The 20,699-nt window shown below is 47.0% G+C and carries 19 protein-coding genes; 13 read left to right on the top strand and 6 right to left on the bottom strand.

Annotated elements, in window-relative coordinates:
- Nucleotides 1–4 precede the first annotated feature (4 nt).
- The gene (locus tag MKY87_RS17880; RefSeq protein WP_340965576.1) at nt 5–1,096 is read left to right on the top strand and encodes an ABC transporter substrate-binding protein; all 1,092 of its coding nucleotides are present in this window, start codon (nt 5–7) and stop codon (nt 1,094–1,096) included.
- Nucleotides 1,097–1,675, top strand: a complete 579-nt coding sequence (locus MKY87_RS17875; protein WP_340965575.1) for a nitroreductase family protein — start codon at nt 1,097–1,099, stop codon at nt 1,673–1,675.
- Between the two features lie 330 nt (nt 1,676–2,005).
- Here the strand turns inward: MKY87_RS17875 and MKY87_RS17870 are convergent, their stop codons facing one another.
- From MKY87_RS17870 to MKY87_RS17855, 4 genes are all read right to left on the bottom strand, one after another.
- A complete protein-coding gene (locus tag MKY87_RS17870) occupies nt 2,006–4,072 on the bottom strand; it encodes a methyl-accepting chemotaxis protein (RefSeq protein ID WP_340965574.1) in 2,067 nt (688 codons plus the stop codon).
- Between the two features lie 229 nt (nt 4,073–4,301).
- On the bottom strand, nt 4,302–5,408 hold the full coding sequence (locus MKY87_RS17865) for a Glu/Leu/Phe/Val family dehydrogenase (RefSeq protein ID WP_340965573.1): 1,107 nt from the start codon (nt 5,406–5,408) through the stop codon (nt 4,302–4,304).
- Nucleotides 5,409–5,694: 286 nt separating this feature from the next.
- Nucleotides 5,695–6,324 (bottom strand): sporulation-specific diadenylate cyclase CdaS, encoded by a 630-nt coding sequence (cdaS, locus tag MKY87_RS17860; protein ID WP_338590224.1) that lies wholly within the window; start codon nt 6,322–6,324, stop codon nt 5,695–5,697.
- Between the two features lie 206 nt (nt 6,325–6,530).
- Nucleotides 6,531–8,045 carry a DUF6359 domain-containing protein gene (locus MKY87_RS17855; protein ID WP_339790378.1) on the bottom strand — a complete coding sequence of 505 codons (1,515 nt, stop codon included), beginning with the start codon at nt 8,043–8,045 and terminating at the stop codon, nt 6,531–6,533.
- A 224-nt stretch (nt 8,046–8,269) separates the two neighbouring features.
- Between MKY87_RS17855 and MKY87_RS17850 the strand changes: the two genes are divergently transcribed.
- From MKY87_RS17850 to MKY87_RS17840, 3 genes are all read left to right on the top strand, one after another.
- Nucleotides 8,270–8,563, top strand: a complete 294-nt coding sequence (locus tag MKY87_RS17850; RefSeq protein WP_339786951.1) for a hypothetical protein — start codon at nt 8,270–8,272, stop codon at nt 8,561–8,563.
- 153 nt (nt 8,564–8,716) lie between these two features.
- On the top strand, nt 8,717–8,872 hold the full coding sequence (locus MKY87_RS17845; protein WP_017691064.1) for a hypothetical protein: 156 nt from the start codon (nt 8,717–8,719) through the stop codon (nt 8,870–8,872).
- Nucleotides 8,873–8,996: 124 nt separating this feature from the next.
- Nucleotides 8,997–9,551 (top strand): GNAT family N-acetyltransferase, encoded by a 555-nt coding sequence (locus tag MKY87_RS17840; protein WP_340965572.1) that lies wholly within the window; start codon nt 8,997–8,999, stop codon nt 9,549–9,551.
- A gap of 89 nt (nt 9,552–9,640) precedes the next feature.
- Here MKY87_RS17840 and MKY87_RS17835 read toward each other — a convergent pair whose 3' ends face one another.
- Entirely contained in the window at nt 9,641–10,417 is a 777-nt protein-coding gene (locus MKY87_RS17835) for a Crp/Fnr family transcriptional regulator (protein WP_240768291.1), read from the bottom strand.
- A gap of 373 nt (nt 10,418–10,790) precedes the next feature.
- Between MKY87_RS17835 and MKY87_RS17830 the strand changes: the two genes are divergently transcribed.
- The 8 genes from MKY87_RS17830 (at nt 10,791) to MKY87_RS17795 (ending at nt 17,956) form a co-directional block, all read left to right on the top strand.
- Nucleotides 10,791–11,222 carry a GAF domain-containing protein gene (locus tag MKY87_RS17830; RefSeq protein WP_340910970.1) on the top strand — a complete coding sequence of 144 codons (432 nt, stop codon included), beginning with the start codon at nt 10,791–10,793 and terminating at the stop codon, nt 11,220–11,222.
- 215 nt (nt 11,223–11,437) lie between these two features.
- Nucleotides 11,438–13,048, top strand: coding sequence for an AraC family transcriptional regulator (locus MKY87_RS17825; protein ID WP_340965571.1), 1,611 nt, complete (start codon nt 11,438–11,440; stop codon nt 13,046–13,048).
- 117 nt (nt 13,049–13,165) lie between these two features.
- On the top strand, nt 13,166–14,164 hold the full coding sequence (locus tag MKY87_RS17820; RefSeq protein ID WP_091038061.1) for an ABC transporter substrate-binding protein: 999 nt from the start codon (nt 13,166–13,168) through the stop codon (nt 14,162–14,164).
- 123 nt (nt 14,165–14,287) lie between these two features.
- The gene (locus MKY87_RS17815; protein WP_017691068.1) at nt 14,288–14,938 is read left to right on the top strand and encodes a response regulator; all 651 of its coding nucleotides are present in this window, start codon (nt 14,288–14,290) and stop codon (nt 14,936–14,938) included.
- Entirely contained in the window at nt 14,931–16,046 is a 1,116-nt protein-coding gene (locus MKY87_RS17810) for a PAS domain-containing sensor histidine kinase (RefSeq protein ID WP_338590209.1), read from the top strand. Before MKY87_RS17815 ends, MKY87_RS17810 begins: the two co-directional genes overlap by 8 nt.
- A 267-nt stretch (nt 16,047–16,313) precedes the next feature.
- Nucleotides 16,314–16,808 carry an Lrp/AsnC family transcriptional regulator gene (locus MKY87_RS17805; RefSeq protein WP_062837151.1) on the top strand — a complete coding sequence of 165 codons (495 nt, stop codon included), beginning with the start codon at nt 16,314–16,316 and terminating at the stop codon, nt 16,806–16,808.
- 12 nt (nt 16,809–16,820) lie between these two features.
- Entirely contained in the window at nt 16,821–17,408 is a 588-nt protein-coding gene (locus MKY87_RS17800; protein WP_074093159.1) for a chromate transporter, read from the top strand.
- A gap of 2 nt (nt 17,409–17,410) precedes the next feature.
- Nucleotides 17,411–17,956 (top strand): chromate transporter, encoded by a 546-nt coding sequence (locus MKY87_RS17795; protein WP_145152194.1) that lies wholly within the window; start codon nt 17,411–17,413, stop codon nt 17,954–17,956.
- Nucleotides 17,957–18,115: 159 nt separating this feature from the next.
- On the opposite strand, the gene MKY87_RS17790 is transcribed toward MKY87_RS17795, so the two are convergent.
- Nucleotides 18,116–20,473 carry an Ig-like domain-containing protein gene (locus MKY87_RS17790; protein ID WP_340965570.1) on the bottom strand — a complete coding sequence of 786 codons (2,358 nt, stop codon included), beginning with the start codon at nt 20,471–20,473 and terminating at the stop codon, nt 18,116–18,118.
- Nucleotides 20,474–20,699: the final 226 nt, after the last annotated feature.

Here is a 20,699-nt window from a genome sequence, read left to right as displayed (position 1 = left end):
ATCCATGGATTACGATTTGGAATGCACCTATAATTATTTTGATAATGATAATCAAAATCAGTTAAAGGGTGTGTACAACGTGTCTTTACCTAACAACCAACGCTTCTCTACCTTTTTCAAATCAGGACGATTCCTTATAACCGTTCTTCTTCTATGCAGCATGCTTGCGGGCTGTGGGACTTCCCAGAACAGCGGGAGCTCCGCTTCACCCGAATCCAATGGGGCAGAACCATCAACGGCTGAACAGGGAAGTGAGAATACACGTACCATTTCCACGATCAAAGGGGATATCGAAATTCCTGCTGAACCCCAAAAAATTGCGGGTATGCTCTACGTCTTTGCTGACCAATTACTCGCTCTCGGCATTGAACCGACAGCCATGGTAACGTATAACGATCTCGGATTCCCTGAATATCTGGCAGATCAGATGAAAGATACCACTGCCATAGGATCCGGCGAGTCTCCCAATTTTGAAGCATTGCTCCAGGCTGAGCCGGATCTCATTCTGGCCTCCAAAACGTTAAATGAAGCAAACTATGAGCAACTCTCCAAGATTGCTCCAACGATCCTTTTTGATAATGAAGAAAAAGGAGACTGGGAGCGATTCATGGAAACGGCAACCGTTCTTGGCAAAGAAAAAGAAGCCCAAGCGGTCAAAGATGCCTATGATGCCAAAGTGACCACAACCCATGATGAGCTTGCCGTAAAAGCCAAAGACGAAACGGTGGCCTACATGCGCGTACAGGATAAACAGCTTCAGTTGATTAAACCTGATGATAACTTCACTCTGTTTGGTGCTCTGGGATTAACCCCTGCTTCAGTAGACAGTGTAGACTTCCAGGGATCATGGAATGTGGCAATCTCCGAGGAAATTCTGCCTGAGCTGAACCCGGATCGACTGTTTATCATTCTTCGTCCAGGGGAAGAAAACAAGGTTGTGCTTAATAACATCATGGATACATCCATCTGGTCCAATCTGAATGCAGTCAAGAACGATCATGTATATATCGGTGATGCCAACCTGTGGTTTGCAGGATACGGTCCCATCGGTCTTAGCAAAATTATTGATGAGATCGCTGCTTCCTTCGAGTTATAGATGGACATGATGAAACCCAAAACAAGCCTTAGGCAGACCGTGATCGAACGACGCACGATTCAGGAATTTAATGGCCTACCCATTCCCTTGGAAACGATTCATGAGATTCTGGAGGCCGCGATATGGGCACCTTTTCATTCCAAAAAGGAACCTTGGCGCTTCATTCTGTTTATGAATGAGGGCAGAGAGAAATTCGCGAGCGCTGTATTGAGTACACGCAATCCTGAATTTGTAGCAAAGTACGGACAACAAATCAGAGCAGCCTATTGTGAACAGACACCTGTGCATCTGGTTGTGGTTATGACAGCCAACCTGCCCTCCAAAGCGTGGGAAGAGGCTTTTGCTGCAACCTCGGCACTGATCCAGAACATACAGTTGCTCGCCTGGGAACAACAGATCGGCGTCGTATGGAAGACAAGTCCTTTCAACGAAAATCCACTATTCTGTGAAGCCATTGGTGTGACATCAGAGGAAAAAATAGTAGGCACACTTCACATGGGGTATTTTAACGCTGAAGATCAGCCTATCCCCAAGCCTCGCACACCGCTCCCTGAGCTGTTGCATCTCATTGATCACTAAATGGATTAGAGCACATTGATCTGGACCATAAAAAAGAAGGGGATGTCCTATAAGTCATGAATATGACAGGGGACATCCCTTGTTTGTGTTATTTTGTTTTAATGAACCTGAGACACGCTATTCGGTCCCATTTGCCCCGATCTGAAATCTAACGAATCACAGAGACGTTATTTCGTCGATTCGCTCAATTTTTTAGGTTTTGACAACGTTTTTGACGAAATAGCGTTACTGAGATTCTTTAAATCTTGCAAGCTCTGATGATCCGCCTTTTAAGGTGCGGTAGGTTCGTTAGCGCTTGGAGCGAGGCGGAATTCCTTTTGAGACAGACTCTTACTCCACCTTGAATCGCGCAGCCGATTCGGCCAGCTTTTGCGTCAATTGATCGATCGTATCGACCATGTTGGCCAACTGCTGCACCGTGGAAGACTGCTCCATCATGGTTGCTGTTACCTCTTCAACCGAAGCGGATACCTGCTCTCCTGAAGCCGACAAACTATGGGCTGACTCCAGTACAACATCCTTGTTCTGCAACATCTCTTGCATCTGTCCTGCCATTGTAGCGATCTGTTGATTAATGACCGATACCTTCTCCAAAATCACATCAAACGCCTGACGAGTCTGCAAGACAAGCTCATCCTGTCTGGACGAGATGGTGTGAATCTCTGCAACACTTTGGTTGTTCTCGGCGACATCGGCCAGATTCTGCTCGATAATGCTGGAGATTTCCTTGGACTGGCGGGAACTCTGCTCTGCCAGGTTGCGGATTTCCTCGGCTACAACTGCAAATCCTCTGCCATGCTCCCCCGCCCGTGATGCTTCAATTGAAGCATTCAATGCAAGCAGATTGGTCTGCTTCGCAATCTGGCTGATGGCTTCCGTGATCTGACTAATACTGCCCGAACTCGTTTGAAGTTTGACGGTAATCTCCGAGATTTTCTCCACTTCCCGTTCGTTCACCTCATTGATACGCATCAGTTCATTCACGACTTCATTCCCGTTGTGGAATACCGTTTCGATCTCATCCGCTCTTGCCTTCACATCCTGTGCACTGCTGTTCATGGCAGCCACTTTATCGCCAAAGGTGTTGAATTTACTTGCAATCTGCTCGGTATCTTCCGATTGAGCCTCCATCGCTTTTGCAATCCCCATGGACGTCGCCGAGGTCTCATCAATGGATCTTGCCGTCTGTCTGGATGTCTCCTCCAATTCCTGAGTGCTGTCCTGAAGAACATGAATCGAATTATTCATATCGGTAATAAGGTTCCTGTTCTGCTCCACCATAACATTGAAGCTCTCCGCCAGATCCTTGAATTCACTGTTATATCTGCCATTGGCCTTAACGGTCAGATCCCCTTGAGCAAGCTGTTTGAACAGCCCGATCAGACGAATGATAGGTCTCGTTATACTACGAGAGATCAACAATCCCACGCCAATAGCCAGAGCAATTCCTATCAAGGTCACGATAAGCATCTGGCGCTGTATATCCTCTACCGGGCGCTTAATATCATCATAATCGTCAATAATGACCACGGAGAGATCTGCACCAGGAATCTGATTGATACGATAGTAGGTATCATCTCGATCCATCGAATTGATTTTCACTTTGTCGGTGGCTCTGGCCTCCATAAGTTCCATGGCTTCCTTGTCCTCTTCCAGCGTTTGTCCCACAATGGAAGGATCCAATGAATCATACATAATGATACCGCTCCGGCTCAGCACTTCAACTCTGCCCTGACCATTGATCTGGATGTCCCCGAGTTGGCCCAGGAAAAAGCTGCTGTCCACCGACATAGCAAGCACACCCAGGATATTCCCCTCTTCATCGATGATGGGCTCCGAGAATGCAATAATGAGCTTCTTGCTATTCTTCGAAACGATCGCATCACTGATGAAGGATTTCCCCTGTATGGACTCCTGGAAATATTCCCGATCTCCCCGTGACTGTCCAATCACTTCCGGCATGGTTCCCGCCACCATGATTCCTTCCTTATCAAACACGAACAGATCTGGCTTGCTTCCTTCCGTTTCCGATATACTGTCGGTCAAGATCGTATTGGCCTTATTAAAATACGGGTTCTCATCCGATAAAAATTCTTCATCCGTCATGTCAGTTGTATTACGCAGCTCCAAGAGTTCCTTGAAGGTATTATGTACGGATATCGCATGACTCAATTGTTGCTGAAGTTGCATCGCTGTCCAAAGCCCTTCCCCAAGGCGGTCAGCCATCACATTAATCTCATCCTTGCTTTTCCTGACCACAACATCAGATGAGATCATATAACTTGTGGTCGTTGCACCAAGCAGAACCAAAACAACCAATACACTGATCATGAAAGGCAGTTTGATTTTAAGCGACATATTTTTGATCCTATGCCCTAACCCTTTTCTTTTCCCCATTTCCCACTTCTCCCCACTTCCCTGAACCATATGCATCTGAACGATGTACATACATTATCGGAAAAATCCATAGTAGAATTGATCATTTAGGGAGATATTGCCACTGTTTTCTTTTTTTCTGATAGCAACGTAAAAAAATGGCCTGTTAGATCGACATTATCCATCTTTGGAGTGGATGTTGCCGTTATCTAACAGACCAATTACAGATTTGGTAATGATTCAATTACGTTTACTTGCGCAATCTCCGGGAACTCAGTGCATGGTGACCATTCTGCAGGAATGTACTGCGGGTATTCTTCATCTGTTCGATCCGTCGCTCAGCCAGTCGATCTGCGGCAACATAGGTTGCGATGCCCTCGGTACGTGAGCTTTCGAATATTTTCTCCAGATTGGAATAGATCTCTCCGATCTTGCTCCACGCTCGATCCGCATTATAACCGTTCAGCTCATCCGCAATGTTAATGACACCACCTGCATTGATAACATAGTCAGGTGCGTAAACGATGCCCATGTCATACAGTTGATCCCCATGACGGGTCTCCAGCAGCTGATTATTGGCACAGCCCGCTACAACCTTCGCTTTAAGTGTCTTGAGCGTATCGTCATTAATCGTGCCGCCCAGTGCACATGGTGCATAGATATCGCAATCCACACTAGTAATGTCTGCGGGGTCAACAGCTGTCGCGCCGAAGCGATCCACAGCCTGTTTCACCGAGTCCTTATGGATATCCGTAACGATCAGATGTGCACCTTCCTCATACAGATATTTGCACAGATGCATCGCCACATTGCCGACACCTTGGACCGCTATCGTTTTACCCTCCAGCAGGTCGGTACCAAATGCTTCTTTCGCTGCTGCCTTGATCCCCCGATATACACCCCAAGCCGTTGCAGGTGATGGGTTACCGGATGAACCATAGCTCGGTGAGATGCCTGTCACATAGTCCGTTTCCTGATAGATCAGGTTCATGTCCTCTTCCGTTGTTCCCACATCTTCGGCTGTGATATAACGTCCGTTCAACCCTTGAATATATCGTCCAAACGCCCGAAACATCGCTTCGTTTTTGTCGCGCCTTGGATCTCCGATGATAACGGTTTTGCCGCCGCCAAGATTCAGTCCGGATACCGCATTCTTATATGTCATACCACGGGCAAGGCGCAGGGCATCTTCAATGGCTGCTTCTTCTGAAGCGTAAGTCCACATCCGCGTGCCTCCCAGCGCAGGGCCGAGTGTTGTGTCGTGTATGGCGATAATTGCTTTTAACCCTGAATTTCGATCCTGGCACAGAACCAGTTCCTCATAATCGTGATGCTCCATTGCTTCAAACCAACTCATGTGCTAACCGTCTCCTCCAACCATTTTTGCGATCCAATCGCATTGTTCTCTATTCATTGACCATCCTCTATTGTACCCATGAATACCCAGTTTGTGCAAAATCACATCGTAATGTCAGAGAAGCATCGATCGATGTTTCTCATATGGCGAGAGCAAAGCGGTCGAATTTCAGATTATAATTTTATCGTCTATCCATAGAAAAACCCCTCTCCCTTACAGGAGAAAGGTACAATTCCCTCAACTGCATCAACCTATTCGCCCCAAGTAGGCCACTTGATCGTTCACATTAAGGGAGCGTTTCAACCACATTGATTGGATGCAAATCCCCATCTACAGCAAATGAAGCCTGTCCCGTCTCTTCGGAAACAACCAATACAACCGCATCCGTCAATTCACTGAGTCCCAGTGCTGCCCGATGACGAGTGCCTATTTTTCGTTCATGCACTTCCGCTTGCGACAACGGCAGCACATTACCAGCGGATACAATTTGATTGCCACGAATCAGAACAGCCCCATCATGCAGAGGTGCACCGGGGATAAACAATGATTCCAGCAACGCATGTGTCACTCTTGCATCCACAGTCACGCCTGAGTGAATGATCGACTCCAACGGAATCTCCCGTTCAATCACAATCAACGCCCCATATCTCCGGTCAGATAGATGCTGTACGCTCGATGTTAATTCGGCAAACTTCTCGGTAAAGGGTGACAGATAACAATCCAGATAAAACGAAGAGGCGAGCACCTCAATCTGCTTGATCTCCGCTCGAATCTCTGCAAATTGCCCTAGCAGACAGACACTGTCATTGTCAAAACGGGATAACGTCATGTTCATTCGATCCGCCACACGATGCAGATCTGCCTTGAGCTTCTGTCTCATCGAGGAACTGTCACAGTCTGCTTGGTGAGTCATCATTCGCCGCCTCCTCTGGTTGGGTTGGGCTTCACGCCGCATCATTAGTACCCATACCTTCCCCTCCGTAGCAGATATTTATGCAATGGCAGGGTGGTATGGGCTAATCATGTTCGTGAATGTCACTGATATAACAAGCAAAAAAAGAGCCTGTCCGCAAAACTCCACGGCCAAGCCCTATTCGCATGTTGAGTTGATGTCTACTTCACTTATTGTGCTTTTCCGTATGAACCTGCTTTAAATGTAGTTGGGTCATACCATTTGTACCCTGCCGCGGGTGCAGCCCATGGCTCAAGTTGCGGCTCGGTTGATGCAGCTGGAGCTTCCATCGAAAGCAGGCTTGTTGCCGTATCCAATGTCAGTCCTGGCACTTGTGCCAGACTGGTGTAGCTCTCTTTGACCGCGAGCCATTTCACAGTATTCACAAGGAAAGTTGCATCATCTACTTCTTTGAATCCATCATAGGTCTTCTTGGTAGCACCGGTCTCTTCACGCAAATATTTCGGAGTCGCGTCTTCTACAGGTGAAGAGTCACCGATAAATGCGGCTTTGCCCGCACCAACCTTTGCAATGGCAGCATAGGCTCCTTCAGCTCGTCCACCACCGTTATATACGCCCTGATCCACGGCATTACCCCACTTGGACACACCACTTGGTACATAGACCAAGCCTTTAGCCTTGTTAGGGTCTATAATCGCAATGGTCGATCCCGCATGCATCGCTACAGAATTAACACCAGCCGTAATGCCGAAGGATTGTGCAGGTGCAACGATATCCGATGCATTTACATCTCCAAGGGCATTGTAGCGGAAACGGACACCAAAGTTCGTCGCGAGCCAGTCTGAACTCGTCACACTCTGCATCGCTGGTGATTCGGCTTCAGCCGAAGACATGCCTTTGGCTGGATTCAGGAAGGCACCTCGGCGATAGCCGTTGAATACTTCGGAAGAATCCCAGCGGTTTTTGTTGCGGTCTGCATTGTAGTGGTCGGAGATGAAGAAAACACTTCCTCCGTTCTGTACGTACTGCACAAGCGCAGCCTGTTCTGTCGCTTTGAACGGTACGTTGGCTTCGCCAATGACAAAGACGTCGTAATCTTTCAATTTATTATAGGTGATGGCTTGCTCACCGAATGTATACGGGATGCTGCGTTCCAGCTGATCCACGGCAAAGCCTGCGTTTCGCAAACCATTGGCAAAATCCGAAAATGCCCCGTCAATAATCCAGTCTGCAGCACCTGCTGTCTGGGCGTGGGTATTATCGAACAATACTTTCTTACCGGTACCATCCGGCAGTGTTGTGCCCGGGTTCGGTTCTGGATCAGGATTGGTTGTTCCGGAGGAAAGCGCGATGGACGTTGGGTTTTTGACTCCTGCATAGCTGTTGTAGGCACCGAGGGTTCCGGTTACGATGATCTTTTTCCCTACAAGACTGGGGTTGGACGCCAATCCATATTGCGATCGGAAAGATGAGGGAATCTGCACATCCAATAATCTGGCGTTGGTCCGCTCTGACGCTGAATCGGCAATCAGAACATTAAAATCATTGGCATACGGAGATGTAAACTTGGCTGTAAGTGACCCGGTAGCATGTCCAACAATGATTCCTTCAACCGTCGCTGTTCCTCCACCGCTCTGGGCAGCGATGGCCTGAGATACCGTAAGTGGTGCTGCAGCTTGTACCGGACTTTGCGAACCCGGCCCCAGCAGTGCGGTTGCCATCATGATAAAGACCAGGAATGCCCCGATCCAGTGCTGCCATAACGCCTTTTTCATATTCCCTTTCTCCTCCTCATAATTACCTGATAATGGGTTATCCTCCTTTAATTTAATTGTTCATATGCTGAATTCCTCTTTCTTTTTGTAAAGTTTATGAAAAAGTTTAGAAGTTGAGTCTATTGGCCCATACTGATTATCATTACAATTCCATTTACCGAAGGAGTAAAACGATGATGAAATTGGTATTTTTGATACTCTTGTTGATTGTTCCGCTGATTATGGCTTATGTTGCTCTTCGTTCCCGGATGGTTAGACGATTGTTTCATATTCTTGCGCTGCTCTGCTTCTATAGTGCGGCAACAGTCATCGCAGGTGATGTGTATGCGACGAATGCTCATATGACCACATTCACCACCGAGATTCACCATTTCCTGCTGAATGGCTGGTTCTTGTATCCGTCTGCATATCTCGGTGTATACATTCCCTATGTGCTGTGGATGAGCCTATTTTCAGAAAAAAGTTAAATTCGTTGCGGACTTGGGATTGCATTTTGCCAGCGTTCATTGCATAATGAATATATAAATGTGATAATGATTATCATTCTTGAACTTGTCTCTTTGTAACTTTCTACTGCATATGATTTTACGATTTTATAGATAAAGGGGAACGAACATCGAATGAATACAACTCTGCAAAAGGCTGATCTGCAGCTTGACGATTATTTGGATCTTCTGAACCTGGCAACCAATCTTGGTGATACGAGATGGCAGAAGGAAATTATCCGTAAGCTGGCTTATACTTATCCCGCAGTTCAATGTAAACAACCACAATAGCATTCCACATACATCATAAATCTACATTATGGCTCATGACCGATTCATTCGTTGAATCTGTTATGGGCTATTTTTGTTGTACAATGTACAGTAAAGTTATTCAAACGTGAAGGAGGGAACAACGATGCAACTGGAGACCGAACGACTCATCATCAGGGATATTCTGGAGACAGACTGGAAAAGTATACATAACTACACATCCATGACAGAGGTTACTCAACACACGGCATGGGGACCAAATACCGAAGAGGATACTCGAGAATACGTGCAGTTTGTGTTGGACATGCAGCAAACACAACCACGAGCGGGCTTTGAACTGGCGATATGTTTGAAAAAGGAGGGCATACTGATCGGTGGTGTTGGCCTTCACATCGAAAACACGAACGCTGAGATCGGTTATGTGCTCAATCCCGTTTATCAGGGAAAAGGGTATGCTGCCGAAGCAGCCCGAGCTACGCTTGGCTTTGGCTTCAATACACTTGGTGTACACCGAATTTATGCGAAATGCCGCCCGAACAACGAGGCTTCAGAGAACGTTATGCAGAAGATCGGTATGCAGCGTGAAGGTCTGATGCGAGAGCATTGGTTTTACAAAGGGGAATATCATGATTCGTGTCTATATTCGATTCTTGCAAAGGAATATGCACATGAACAATTTCACGGAAACTCAAAAAGCTGACTCCCATATATGGGACGCCAGCTTTTCTTTTCTTTTTCTCCGTAACGACCCCAATCGCCAATGGAGGTGAAGCCTCTGAACAAACTAATTTACAGTCGGCACAGCTCTACCGGACAGCTCGGGAATGTCGGACATCCACACATACAACGCAAGGCTGCCAGATCCCGAATCATCAGTTTGCCGTCCATCATATCCAGCGTACCTTGTTCTTTCCATGCCCCCAGCATCCGCGTTACGCTCTCCCGGGTAGCTCCAATCATCTCGGCAAGATCGGTATGGTTCAGCTTCATGTCCAGCACAATACCATCCGGTGTAACCCTGCCATACGAATTGCTGGCACGGATCAGTGTCGAAGCGAGGGCACCCGCCTTACCATAGAGCAGCAAATCACGGAATCTCGACTGGGTAATCCGCTGCGACAGTGCCATCCATTGCAAGAATTTCAAGGCAAGGTCGCCATGTTTGCTGAGTATACTTTCCAGATCGCTAAGCGAGATAATGGCCAGTTCCCCTTTTTCCGCCATCTCTGCACTGTAGCTATGATTCAATCCACCGATGCCACCGAATTCACCGATGAGATCGCCGCTTTGCTGAATGGATAAAATAATTTCCTTGCCATCCTCCGTCGACTTGGTCATTTTCACTCGTCCCGAACGAATGTAGTACAGATATCCGGCTTCATCGCCTTCGAGAAAGAGACTATATCCCGACTTCACCCGTTTGGGTTGCATTTTTGCTTCAATCAGGTCCCATTGCTCAGATGTAACGAACGAAAGGATTCCGCCTGTTTCCCGTGTCATTTTGCCCGCCTCCGCTTGTTTCTGCTCTGCTCTTTGGGTTGTTCTTTCTACAAATACTGTACCCATAACCTTCGTCCCCCTCGGTGATTCCTTATGTATCCATCATACCGCGAAAGTAGCGCGAGGGTTATCGGGGGATTACCTGATCCTTGACGAGAAACTCCCTGAATTTGCTGTGAGAAAAGTCACATTTCACCGATATGCCTCATCCTTCGCATTTCTTCAATCCCTTGGTGCACCTGATTCAGGAGTCCTTCACTGCCCAGGTTCAGTAGATTATGGAACGGAAATAGGGGTTTTCCCTGAATTACAATGTACGAGAAAGGGTCTACAATAGAACTAACATCGTAATACCCTTACTTTAAAATGATCCTAAAAGGTTAATGATAATAATTACACGTTACGTACGTTATAATTTCGAAAAAGGAAGTGTCCTCTCATGCATGATGAACTGCCATCTGGCATTCAGGAGATGATCGACGGCCTGCGCCTGAACACATCCAGCGACTTCTGTGGACTTGCCTGTCTGAACGGGACGATGCTACGCTGGAAGTATACCTCCGGGGCTAGTAATGAACGGGTGAAGCGCATGGAAATGCGCCCCGGACAAGATCTGGTGGGCACAGCCCTTCGGACTGGACGCACAGCCCGATCTGATGCACAATCCACCGGGGAGCATACACCCGGTCGTTGCCCGTTAATGCTTGCTGAGCGGTTGGTAAGTGCCATAGCGGTACCTGTGTTCCAGGAAGGAAGCGTGCCTGGCGCCGTGCTGCTCGTTGGCAGCAGACTGCCTTGCACCTTCTCACCGGACATGGTCCGGCAGACGGAGCAAGTCGCTCTACATCTTCAGCCGCACGTATATGGATAACGACATCTGTCTTTAATATGGAAGAAGTCTTGTTATTTCCTTAGGGGAGTACCAAGACTTTTTTTATTATAGTTATTCACAGTGGAGCGAGCCTTAGTCTGTTCACCTGTCTTCGCTCATCTGTATACATCGACGTCACTTACACAGATTGATATAATCGAGTCCATACATTCATATATTCATATATAGTATATACAGCTAAGGAGGCTACAGATATGTTTGTACTGACAAATGCCAGTGTTATTCCATGGGAATCCACACAGCACAACAGTACCATTTCCATAAAAACGCCTTCATTGGTTACCTGCACAGCGACGGTGGACTATAGATTTGGTAATGAGCACGGTGTTTTACATAAAGGGCAGTTACTTTTTCTACATTCCCAGTGCTCCCTGGAGCTTATACATATCCCGCCTTCTGCCTTCACCTTGTATCATATCGGTTTCCAGGATTACGTATTAACGGAAGAGAGTCCTGACAAGCGTGTTTATCAGCTTACATCAGTGAACTTGCCCTCACATGGTTCGAAGACCGGAGCAAGTCCACAGGTTCTGCGAATGCTCGCAATCATCCAGGAGCTTTCCGAAACGAGGACAGGAAGTGCCCAGACCGAAGAAGCCAGATCCCATTATCTGCTGAGTGAATTGCTTGAATTATTCAAGCTGGCGATTAAACCTTCTACAGAGATGGTAGACAGTATAATTCGTGAAGCACTTCGCTATATTAACCATCACTATGACAGCCATCTCACCCGTGAAGAACTCGCCAGATTAACCGGGTTTAATGCGAGCTACTTCTCCAGGTTCTTTCAAAAACAGGTTGGACGCAGCTTCCAGGCTCACTTGACCCGAGTTCGTATGGACAAGACGAAGCAATATCTGTTGTCTACGCAGGCCACCTTGAATGAAATTGCGCTGCTTGTGGGGTACGCCGATGGTTTATACCTAAGTCGAAAATTCAAACAGTTTACTGGGATTAGCCCAAGTGAATACCGACTACAGCCCCGCGCAAGACGAATTGCTACCGTACAGTACACAGGAGATCTGTTAGCCTTAGGCGTTAAACCCATTGCCGCCTCATTCCTACCCTGGGCGATGTCACCGCTGATCCAAGACGAGTTGCATGATGTGCTGGATTTGGATGAACATGGTGTGGAAGAAATCCTCCGAACTGAACCACCTGATCTGATCATTGCGCCAGATTATCTATACTATTTGCCCCATAAGCTCGAACAACTGGAACAGATTGCTCCGGTTATGGTCCTGCCATGGGACCAGTTAAATCGACTGGAGACTGTTCAACTCATCGGACGAATTATAGGTCGAGAGCAGGCTGCCGAAGACTGGATAGAGCATTACACCGCACTGGTCAGCAGTGAAGCTGAACGACTTGGGGCTGCAATCGAGCCTGATGAAACCGTTGGGTTATATGAACTCTGGGAAGACGGAACGATCTGTATCTGGAATGTAACGGCCAGAGCAGCATACAACGTATATTACGGACTCAATCTTACACCTGCCCCCAATATCCTTCGTGACGTTCTGGAATCCCACAATCATCAGTTTATCCAGGAAGATCAATTGACGGATTATGCGGCAAACCATATGTTTCTCGTGCTTCCCTCACATGAAGGCGGTCTGTATCATGATGCACAAGTCAAACTCAGGGAACGACCATACTGGAACAAGATTATGAATAACGGAAATAGCCGGATATATCCGCTCAAGCTGGAACAATTCTGGTGTAATGATGCGCTGGCTCTGGAAAAGCAGCTTCAGCTTATGGTAGATATCCTGATTCGGGAGAATGGTGACAAGAACAGGTAACCATTGTCCATGCTCAAGAGGTCACATTTTGAGATGGACGATACTTGTATCCAAAAGCTACGATACTAAGGAGGTTTTATTGAGAAAGATAATCATTATTGATTGGGGAGAGGCAGAATGACAGGGGTTAAATCAAAATGGTGGACTGGGCTTATGTTCCTGGTACTGGTGATTGGAATTATTGGCTGCTCAAGCCAAGCGGATGATACAAGAGAAAATAAAACTTCCTCATCTGTTACTACAGAAGAACAAACGGCAGACAGCGCCGCAGAAACGCAGATCATATCCACCGTTAATGGAGACGTTGAAATACCCACGAACCCGCAGCGGATTGTGACGCAGGGTTACCTCGCTGATTTTCTCGCACTTGGCGTCAAGCCAGTAGGCGCACCGGATTATGAGCTGGAAAGCCCTTATGTGCTTGATCTGATTGAAGGCGTAGCAGACATTGGTCGTATCGACGGCGGTTCAGTCGAAAAAATTCTTTCGCTTGAGCCCGACCTGATCGTCACTGTAGGTGGGGATGAGAAGCTGAATGAGCAATATCGCAAAATCGCACCAACCCTCATCATCCCTTATGGTACATACGACAATGTGCATGAGGAAATCACTGCCTTTGGGGAAATCCTAAACAAACAAAAGGAAGCTGCAGACTGGTTGTCCCAATTCGAAGTAAAAGTGAAGTCAGCCAAGGACTCCATTCAAGGGCTGGTCAAGGAAGGTACGACCTTCTCCAACTTCAGTCTCTTTGGTAAGGATTGGTACATCAACGGAGATGGTGTCAACCGCGGTGGACAAGCCATCTACCAACAGCTCGGACTGAAAGCACCAGACATTGTGCAAAAGGAACTGATTGATCAGGATAAAGATACTGTAACTGTATCCGAGGAGAAACTGGCGGATTATGCAGGTGATTATATTTTCCTCGATTTATCCAATGGAGGTTCGCTGGATGAAACATCACCCGTCTGGTCATCCCTGGACGCTGTGAAGAACAATCGAGTGTTTAAGCTGGATGGGGAACGGTTCTGGCCTTATGATCCTCTTGCCGTGGAGGCACAGGTCCAGGAGATTGCCAATATGATTCAGGAACGTTTCGGCCAAACAGAACATTAAGGTTCAATGTTTCTATCCCACAAGCTGAGAGAGAAAGAAGCTATTCGGAGATTAAAGCTCTGAATGGCTTCTTTTTTTGTTATGATATAGATAGAACTAAGGAAGCGGACAGGGGGAAATCATGTGATTCAACTATTAGTTGTAGACGACCATGTTGTCGTGCGTTCCGGGCTGATCGCCTTACTTGAAGGAAAGAATGATATACATATCGTTGGAGATGCCGCAGATGGCGATGAAGCCATTGCCAAGGCTCAAGAGTTGAAACCAGATGTGGTCTTGATGGATTTCAGCATGCCACCAGGCAAAGACGGTCTGACCGCTACTGCTGAATTGAAGAAATTGATGCCAGATGTCTCCATTTTGATACTGACCATGCATGACGATGAAGAATATCTGTTCCGAGCCATCCACGCGGGAGCATCCGGATACATACTCAAAAGTGCGCCGCATGAAGAATTGCTTGCCGCAATTCGTTCCGTAGCAGAGGGTAGCGCCTATCTGTACCCCAGTGCGACCAAGCGGCTGATGAGCGAATACCTGGACAAAGCCAAACAGGAAAACGCCGGACCGTATGACACGTTATCCGAGCGGGAGAAAGAGATTTTGTCCTGGATTGCCAAAGGTTACGCCAACAAGGAAATCGCCGAACATCTGATCATCAGTGTCAAAACGGTCGAATCCCACAAAAGCAATCTGATGGAGAAACTTGGCCTGCGTACACGCCCGGAACTGGTGAAGTTCGCCATGAAAAAGGGGTTGCTGAACTTTGAGTAGTGCACGCAAGAACAGACTAAGTGGACTCGCAGACCAGCCCGTACGCCTCTTGCTGAACGAAATCGATAATCACATTACGGATAATGAATTTCGCAGCAGGTTAAAGGGTTCCCTGCATCAACTGAGTGATCTGAAGTTTGCTCTGGATGAGTCCTCCATTGTTGCCCTCACGGACCGCAAAGGGAAAATCCAATATGTGAATGATAAATTCTGTGAAATCTCACAGTATGAGCGTGAGGAACTGATCGGTAAGGATCATCGAATCATTAATTCCGGATACCATGGCAAAAGTTTTATGAAAAACCTGTGGGACACGATATCCTCAGGTAAGGTATGGAACGGGGAAATTCGCAATCGTGCCAGAGATGGCAGTCATTATTGGGTCAACACCACCATTGTGCCTTTCCTTGATAACGACGGCGAGCCATATCAATACCTGGCTGTACGTAGTGAGGTCACCAAGCTGAAATCCGTTGAAGCCGAATTGCAGAAGATGATGTCCCAGGTCATGAATATTCAGGAAGAGGAACGACGCCGAATCTCGCGTGAACTGCATGACGGGATTGGACAGAGTCTCTTCTCTCTGGTGATTCAGATGGACCGACTGCTGGCAGACCAGCCTCAACCCGGGGTTGAAGCACTTCGTAAGCAGGTCACGGGTATTATGGAAGATGTACGTGGTATGGCATGGGAGCTGAGACCGTCCGTTCTGGATGACCTGGGTGTTGTTCCGGCGATTCGTACGTATATCGAGAATTACACCCGTCACTACGGGATCGAAGTTGATCTGGAATGTAATTTGCGCAAACGACTGGAGATGAACCGGGAGATAGCCATCTACCGAATTATTCAGGAAGCCTTAACGAATGTCGCGAAGTATGCCGATGTTGCCGAGGCACGTGTTACTATAGAAGACGCTGAGGACATGACGATGGTTATTATTGAAGACCAGGGTGCCGGATTCAGCGAAGCAACTGCTGGCAATGGCGTTGGATTGTTCAGTATGGAAGAGCGTGCCCGTGGTGCAGGAGGAACGTTGAGAGTTTCTTCCGAGCCTGGCGAAGGCACGACAGTTACCCTTTTACTGCCCAAGACAGCCCAAGTATAACCGGACATGCTTCGTATCGTGCTCTTCGCTTCACTTCAGCTACCTATTAACCGGCTGCTCGCTATTGGACTGTGCGAGTGGTCTTTTTTATTTCCGATTGGTCAAAATGACAAAATGAAGGCTCAAAATCGGTTAAATTCAATAATCAAGATAAATAGATTGACTCCAGTTACGATTCGTCATTAAACTATGAATGCCACATACACATTGTATGTTTAGTAAAATTTCATTGTTCATTTCATATAGCGAGAGAAAAGGATGGTCAACATGTCAGAGAAACGCTCCTCCAAAGGAGGAGAAATTCCACAAATGTACAATCTCGACGAGATGGATCGCAAAATCATCGCCGCGCTTCACAAGAACAGCCGGATATCCTACACGGACCTGGGTACACAGATTGGGTTGTCGCGTGTAGCTGTTCAGGCGCGCATTAATGCGTTATCCGAAAAAGGAATCATCGAACGTTTCACCGTGGTGATCAACCCTGGCAAGGTTGGGCTTCAGGTCTCCGCCTTTTTTAATGTCGATGTCGAACCGCCCTTCCTGGATGAAGTCGCTGAGAAACTGGACGAAGAGCCAGCCGTCACCAGCCTTTATCATATGACAGGCCCGAGTACCCTGCACATGCACGGTATTTTTGCGGATATGGAAGAGATGGAGCAGTTTTTGCTGGAGAAGCTCTATAAGATGCCGGGTATCGTCAAAGTGGAATCACAGCTATTGTTGAAACGTTATAAAAGCCGGATGGGCATGAGACTCTAGGAGGAAATCAGCATGGGTTGGAAAGATTACAACGGTCTCGTTATCGGAATGGTACGAACCGGAATTCTCGGATATGGCGGCGGCCCTTCGGTGATCCCGTTAATTCGTTACGAAGCCGTTACGCGTTACAAATGGGTCAGTGATGAGGAGTTCGGCGAGATTTTGGCTATCGCCAACGCCTTGCCGGGTCCCATCGCGACCAAAATGGCCGCATATCTCGGTTATAAAACCAAAGGTGTGCTGGGCGCGATTGTGTCCGTACTCGCTCATATTTTACCGACAAGCATTGCCATTATTGCTCTGCTCGGTTCCATGTACGCGCTGCGCGAGTCGAAAGTGGTAGCAGGCATGGTAGCCGCCGTGCGGCCGGTCATTTTTGTCATGCTGGGCATGATGGCTTATGAATTTGCCATGAAAGCCTGGAAGGGACTCGGTAAAGTTTTTGCCGCCCTATTCGGCGTGATTGCCTTTGTATTGTTGCAGCTTCTGGATATCCATCCTGGGATTGTGATCGCTGTTTTCCTTGGATATGGTGTCTTCCATCTGGAGCTAGTCCAGCGCTTCAAATCCAAAGGCAAGTCCGATAAGGGGGTGTCCTAAGGATGCTCCAGACATGGTGGGAATTATTTTGGGGATTTTTTGTAGCGAACATCTTGGGATATGGGGGCGGTCCAGCTTCCATCCCACTAATGCAGGAAGAGATTGTGAACCATTACCAATGGATGACCACAGAGCAATTCGGGGATGTACTGGCGATTGGTAATGCCCTTCCCGGCCCAATTGCAACCAAAATCGCTGCATTTGTCGGGTATCACGTGGCAGGCTGGTTTGGGGCATTTATCGCAAGTTTTGCCACGATCGTACCTTCCGCAACCGCATTAATTTTATTACTTCGTCTGTTGAACAAACATCGCACGTCACCAAAAGTCAAAGGTATGACCCTACTCGTGCAGCCGGTTATCGCTGTACTCATGATTCTGCTCACATGGGAATTCGGCCAGCTATCCACCGATTCCATCGGCATCTGGCAGACATTGATCATTGCAGGCATCTCGCTCTGGGTCATGACCAAGACCAAGCTGCATCCAGCCATTCTAATCGTGATCGCTTTTGCCTATGGTGCGCTGGTACTGTCTCACACGATGTAGTAGTAGAACGTGCAGGGAACGATCCCTGAATAAGACGTTTCAGATTCGTTAGCGTATGAAGACCACACTTTAGTTTATAGACCAAAAACGGTGATACCAGCTATTAGCTGGCATCACCGTTTTTATTTGTGTGTTTCACGCTCACATTTGGAAAAGCAATTACTTCGCTTCAACCACTACCGTGACTTTGGTTTTCATACCTGCAAATGTCACCGTAATCGTTGCTTTACCTTTACCGTTCGCCTGAATAACTCCATCTTTCACCGATGCTGTTGCAATACGGGAAGATTTCCAGAGAGCCGGTTTGGATACATTGGCTTCACTGCCATCGGCATACGTTGCAGTTGCCGCCACAGTTACCTTTTCACCAGGTTTCATGGTCAACGTTACTTTATCCGTCTGCAAATATTTCAGTGTATCCACATCTACAGCGATCGTGACAGACTTGCTGCCGTATTTGGCCGTGATTTTGGCTTTACCTGAACCTGTAGCTTTGACTTTACCTTTGGTCACTTGAGCTACTTTGTAACTGTTCGTTTTCCACTCAGCTTTGTCCGTAACATCACGCTCGCTACCATCGCTCAAGATAGCAGTTACTGTCAGATCAGCTGTATCGCCTGATTTCAGGGACAGAGCCGGCTCGGAAGCTTCAATACGTGAGATGACATCCACTTCAACTTGGATCGTCACTTTTTTGGAGCCGTATTCTGCTGTGATGTTGGCTTTACCACTGCTGTTACCCGTGATCACGCCTTTTTTCACATCCGCTACACGTGCATTGCTGGATTTCCAGGTTGCTTCGGATGTAACATCCAACGTGTTGCCGTCCTCATCCGTACCTGTTAGAAGGATCGTCTGAGTTTCTTTGGCAGACAGAACAACGAAGTTCACATCTGCTTCCAGTCCACTAGCCATACCTACTTCAACAGGCAGAGTCAGCGTTTTGCCTTCAATTTTCGCAGTAATGGTTACCTTACCTGTAGCAACACCTGTGATAACCCCTTTGCTATCTACCTCAGCGATTTTGTCGCTGCTGCTGCTCCATGTTGCATCTTCGGATACATCTTTGGATGTTTCACCATACAACGCCAGTACTTTGGCAGAAGTCGTTCCACCAACAGCTACGGATGCTTTTTTCTTATCCATTTCATACTTGTCCGGAACGTCAACATTTACGGTAAACTTAGCTGTTTTACCGCCATAAGTTACAGAGATCGTAGCCGTACCGGATTTGTATGCGATCAGATCACCGTTGGATACATATACAACATCTGCATTGCTTGAAGTCCACGTTGCTTTGGAAGTTACAACTTCTGTGCTTCCATCAATATACTCTGCATTGGCTACCAATGTTTTGGACTTGTTATCACCCGTAACACTCATAGCGAGTTTGTCATTTACATCTTTGATATCCAAATATCTTGCCGTATCTACATCCACAGCAATTTCTACAGTTTTGCCACTATAGGTTGCTTTGATCGTTGTTGAACCTGCACTAATGGCTGTGATCTGTCCCTTGAACACCGTTGCAACTTTCTCGTTGCTGGATGTCCATGTTGCCTGATCCGTTACATTCACATCGCTACTGTTTGGATAAGAAGCCGTTACAACGACATTAGCCGTTTTGGTTGTCTCACTCAAACGGAAGAAAATACTTTGTTTCTCCACACTCAGCTTGCTGGTCAGATCTACATCCACGTCAACGGAAACGGATTTCGTACCGTATTTGGCTGTGATCTTGGCAGAACCTGCCGAGTATCCTGTAATTTCGCCTTTGAGAACGTCTGCGACCTTCTCATTGCTGGATGTCCACTCCGCCAGATCCGTTACATCTTTGGTTGTGCCATCTGGATACGTAGCCGTCACTTTCACACTTTCACTTTTGTTCAACAACAGGTTAACCTGCTGTTTATCTACATCTACACGTTTAACCACTTCAACGTTAACATCCACCGTCACGCTCTGGCTGCCAACTTTCGCAGTAATAACTGCCGTACCTGCGCTTTGTCCAGTTACTTTACCATTCACAACGGTAGCAACCTTCTCATCACTGGTAGACCATTCTGCGGTACTTGCTGCTGCATTATTTGTTTCATTATCACTATACGTTGCTGTCAAAATAATTTCTTTTGTATCTCCCGTGCGCAAATCCAGACTTTGCACGTTTTTCGAAAGGGCTTTGACTTTCTTCGTCACTTTCACTTGAACGGTCTGACTCTGACCCTGGTAAGCTGCGGTAATCGTCGCTGTACCTTCTTTTTTGGCTGTAATTGCGCCATTATATACAGTTGCTATCGAAGCATCACTGGTACTCCAGGATGAACTGATCGTTACGTTTGCCGACGTATTATCAGAATATACACCTGTCACCGTAACGGAACTGGAATCACCAACTTCGAGCGACATCTCATTCTTGGAAACCACAATTTTGGACAGTTCTTTATCTGCCGCAGCGGCCAAGCCTACGTTGGAAATACTCAGCATCAACACCAGCATCATCACCATGTACTTGGTCAATCTTGGCTTTAACATCATTTCCCCCCGATTATCATCATTTTTTTCCTTATGTTTTATGTCGGCAAGTCCTTTCCAGATGTTTAGACTTTCAGGAAATTTTCAGGGAATTCTATGGAAATTAATTTATCTTCTATTCCTGTTTCAACTGATCATACCTGCGTATATTACGCATACCTATGTATATTGACTGTCTTGAACTTCTTTTAACAGGATTGGAGGAAACATA

This window comes from Paenibacillus sp. FSL R7-0198, from assembly GCF_038000415.1.
In the GTDB taxonomy this organism is placed as follows: Bacteria; Bacillota; Bacilli; order Paenibacillales; family Paenibacillaceae; genus Paenibacillus.
This window is presented reverse-complemented; position numbering and strand designations above follow the sequence as displayed.

Coding starts and splice junctions, on each gene's coding strand:
- MKY87_RS17825 (WP_340965571.1), top strand. CDS start 11,438: ATGTTTGTACTGACAAATGCCAGTGTTATTCCATGGGAATCCACACAG.
- MKY87_RS17835 (WP_240768291.1), bottom strand. CDS start 10,417: ATGGGTACAGTATTTGTAGAAAGAACAACCCAAAGAGCAGAGCAGAAA.
- MKY87_RS17820 (WP_091038061.1), top strand. CDS start 13,166: ATGACAGGGGTTAAATCAAAATGGTGGACTGGGCTTATGTTCCTGGTA.
- MKY87_RS17875 (WP_340965575.1), top strand. CDS start 1,097: ATGGACATGATGAAACCCAAAACAAGCCTTAGGCAGACCGTGATCGAA.
- MKY87_RS17845 (WP_017691064.1), top strand. CDS start 8,717: ATGAATACAACTCTGCAAAAGGCTGATCTGCAGCTTGACGATTATTTG.
- MKY87_RS17850 (WP_339786951.1), top strand. CDS start 8,270: ATGATGAAATTGGTATTTTTGATACTCTTGTTGATTGTTCCGCTGATT.
- MKY87_RS17795 (WP_145152194.1), top strand. CDS start 17,411: ATGCTCCAGACATGGTGGGAATTATTTTGGGGATTTTTTGTAGCGAAC.
- MKY87_RS17800 (WP_074093159.1), top strand. CDS start 16,821: ATGGGTTGGAAAGATTACAACGGTCTCGTTATCGGAATGGTACGAACC.
- MKY87_RS17855 (WP_339790378.1), bottom strand. CDS start 8,045: ATGATGGCAACCGCACTGCTGGGGCCGGGTTCGCAAAGTCCGGTACAA.
- MKY87_RS17840 (WP_340965572.1), top strand. CDS start 8,997: ATGCAACTGGAGACCGAACGACTCATCATCAGGGATATTCTGGAGACA.
- MKY87_RS17865 (WP_340965573.1), bottom strand. CDS start 5,408: ATGAGTTGGTTTGAAGCAATGGAGCATCACGATTATGAGGAACTGGTT.
- MKY87_RS17880 (WP_340965576.1), top strand. CDS start 5: ATGGATTACGATTTGGAATGCACCTATAATTATTTTGATAATGATAAT.
- MKY87_RS17805 (WP_062837151.1), top strand. CDS start 16,314: ATGTCAGAGAAACGCTCCTCCAAAGGAGGAGAAATTCCACAAATGTAC.
- MKY87_RS17830 (WP_340910970.1), top strand. CDS start 10,791: ATGCATGATGAACTGCCATCTGGCATTCAGGAGATGATCGACGGCCTG.
- cdaS (WP_338590224.1), bottom strand. CDS start 6,324: ATGATGACTCACCAAGCAGACTGTGACAGTTCCTCGATGAGACAGAAG.
- MKY87_RS17870 (WP_340965574.1), bottom strand. CDS start 4,072: ATGGGGAAAAGAAAAGGGTTAGGGCATAGGATCAAAAATATGTCGCTT.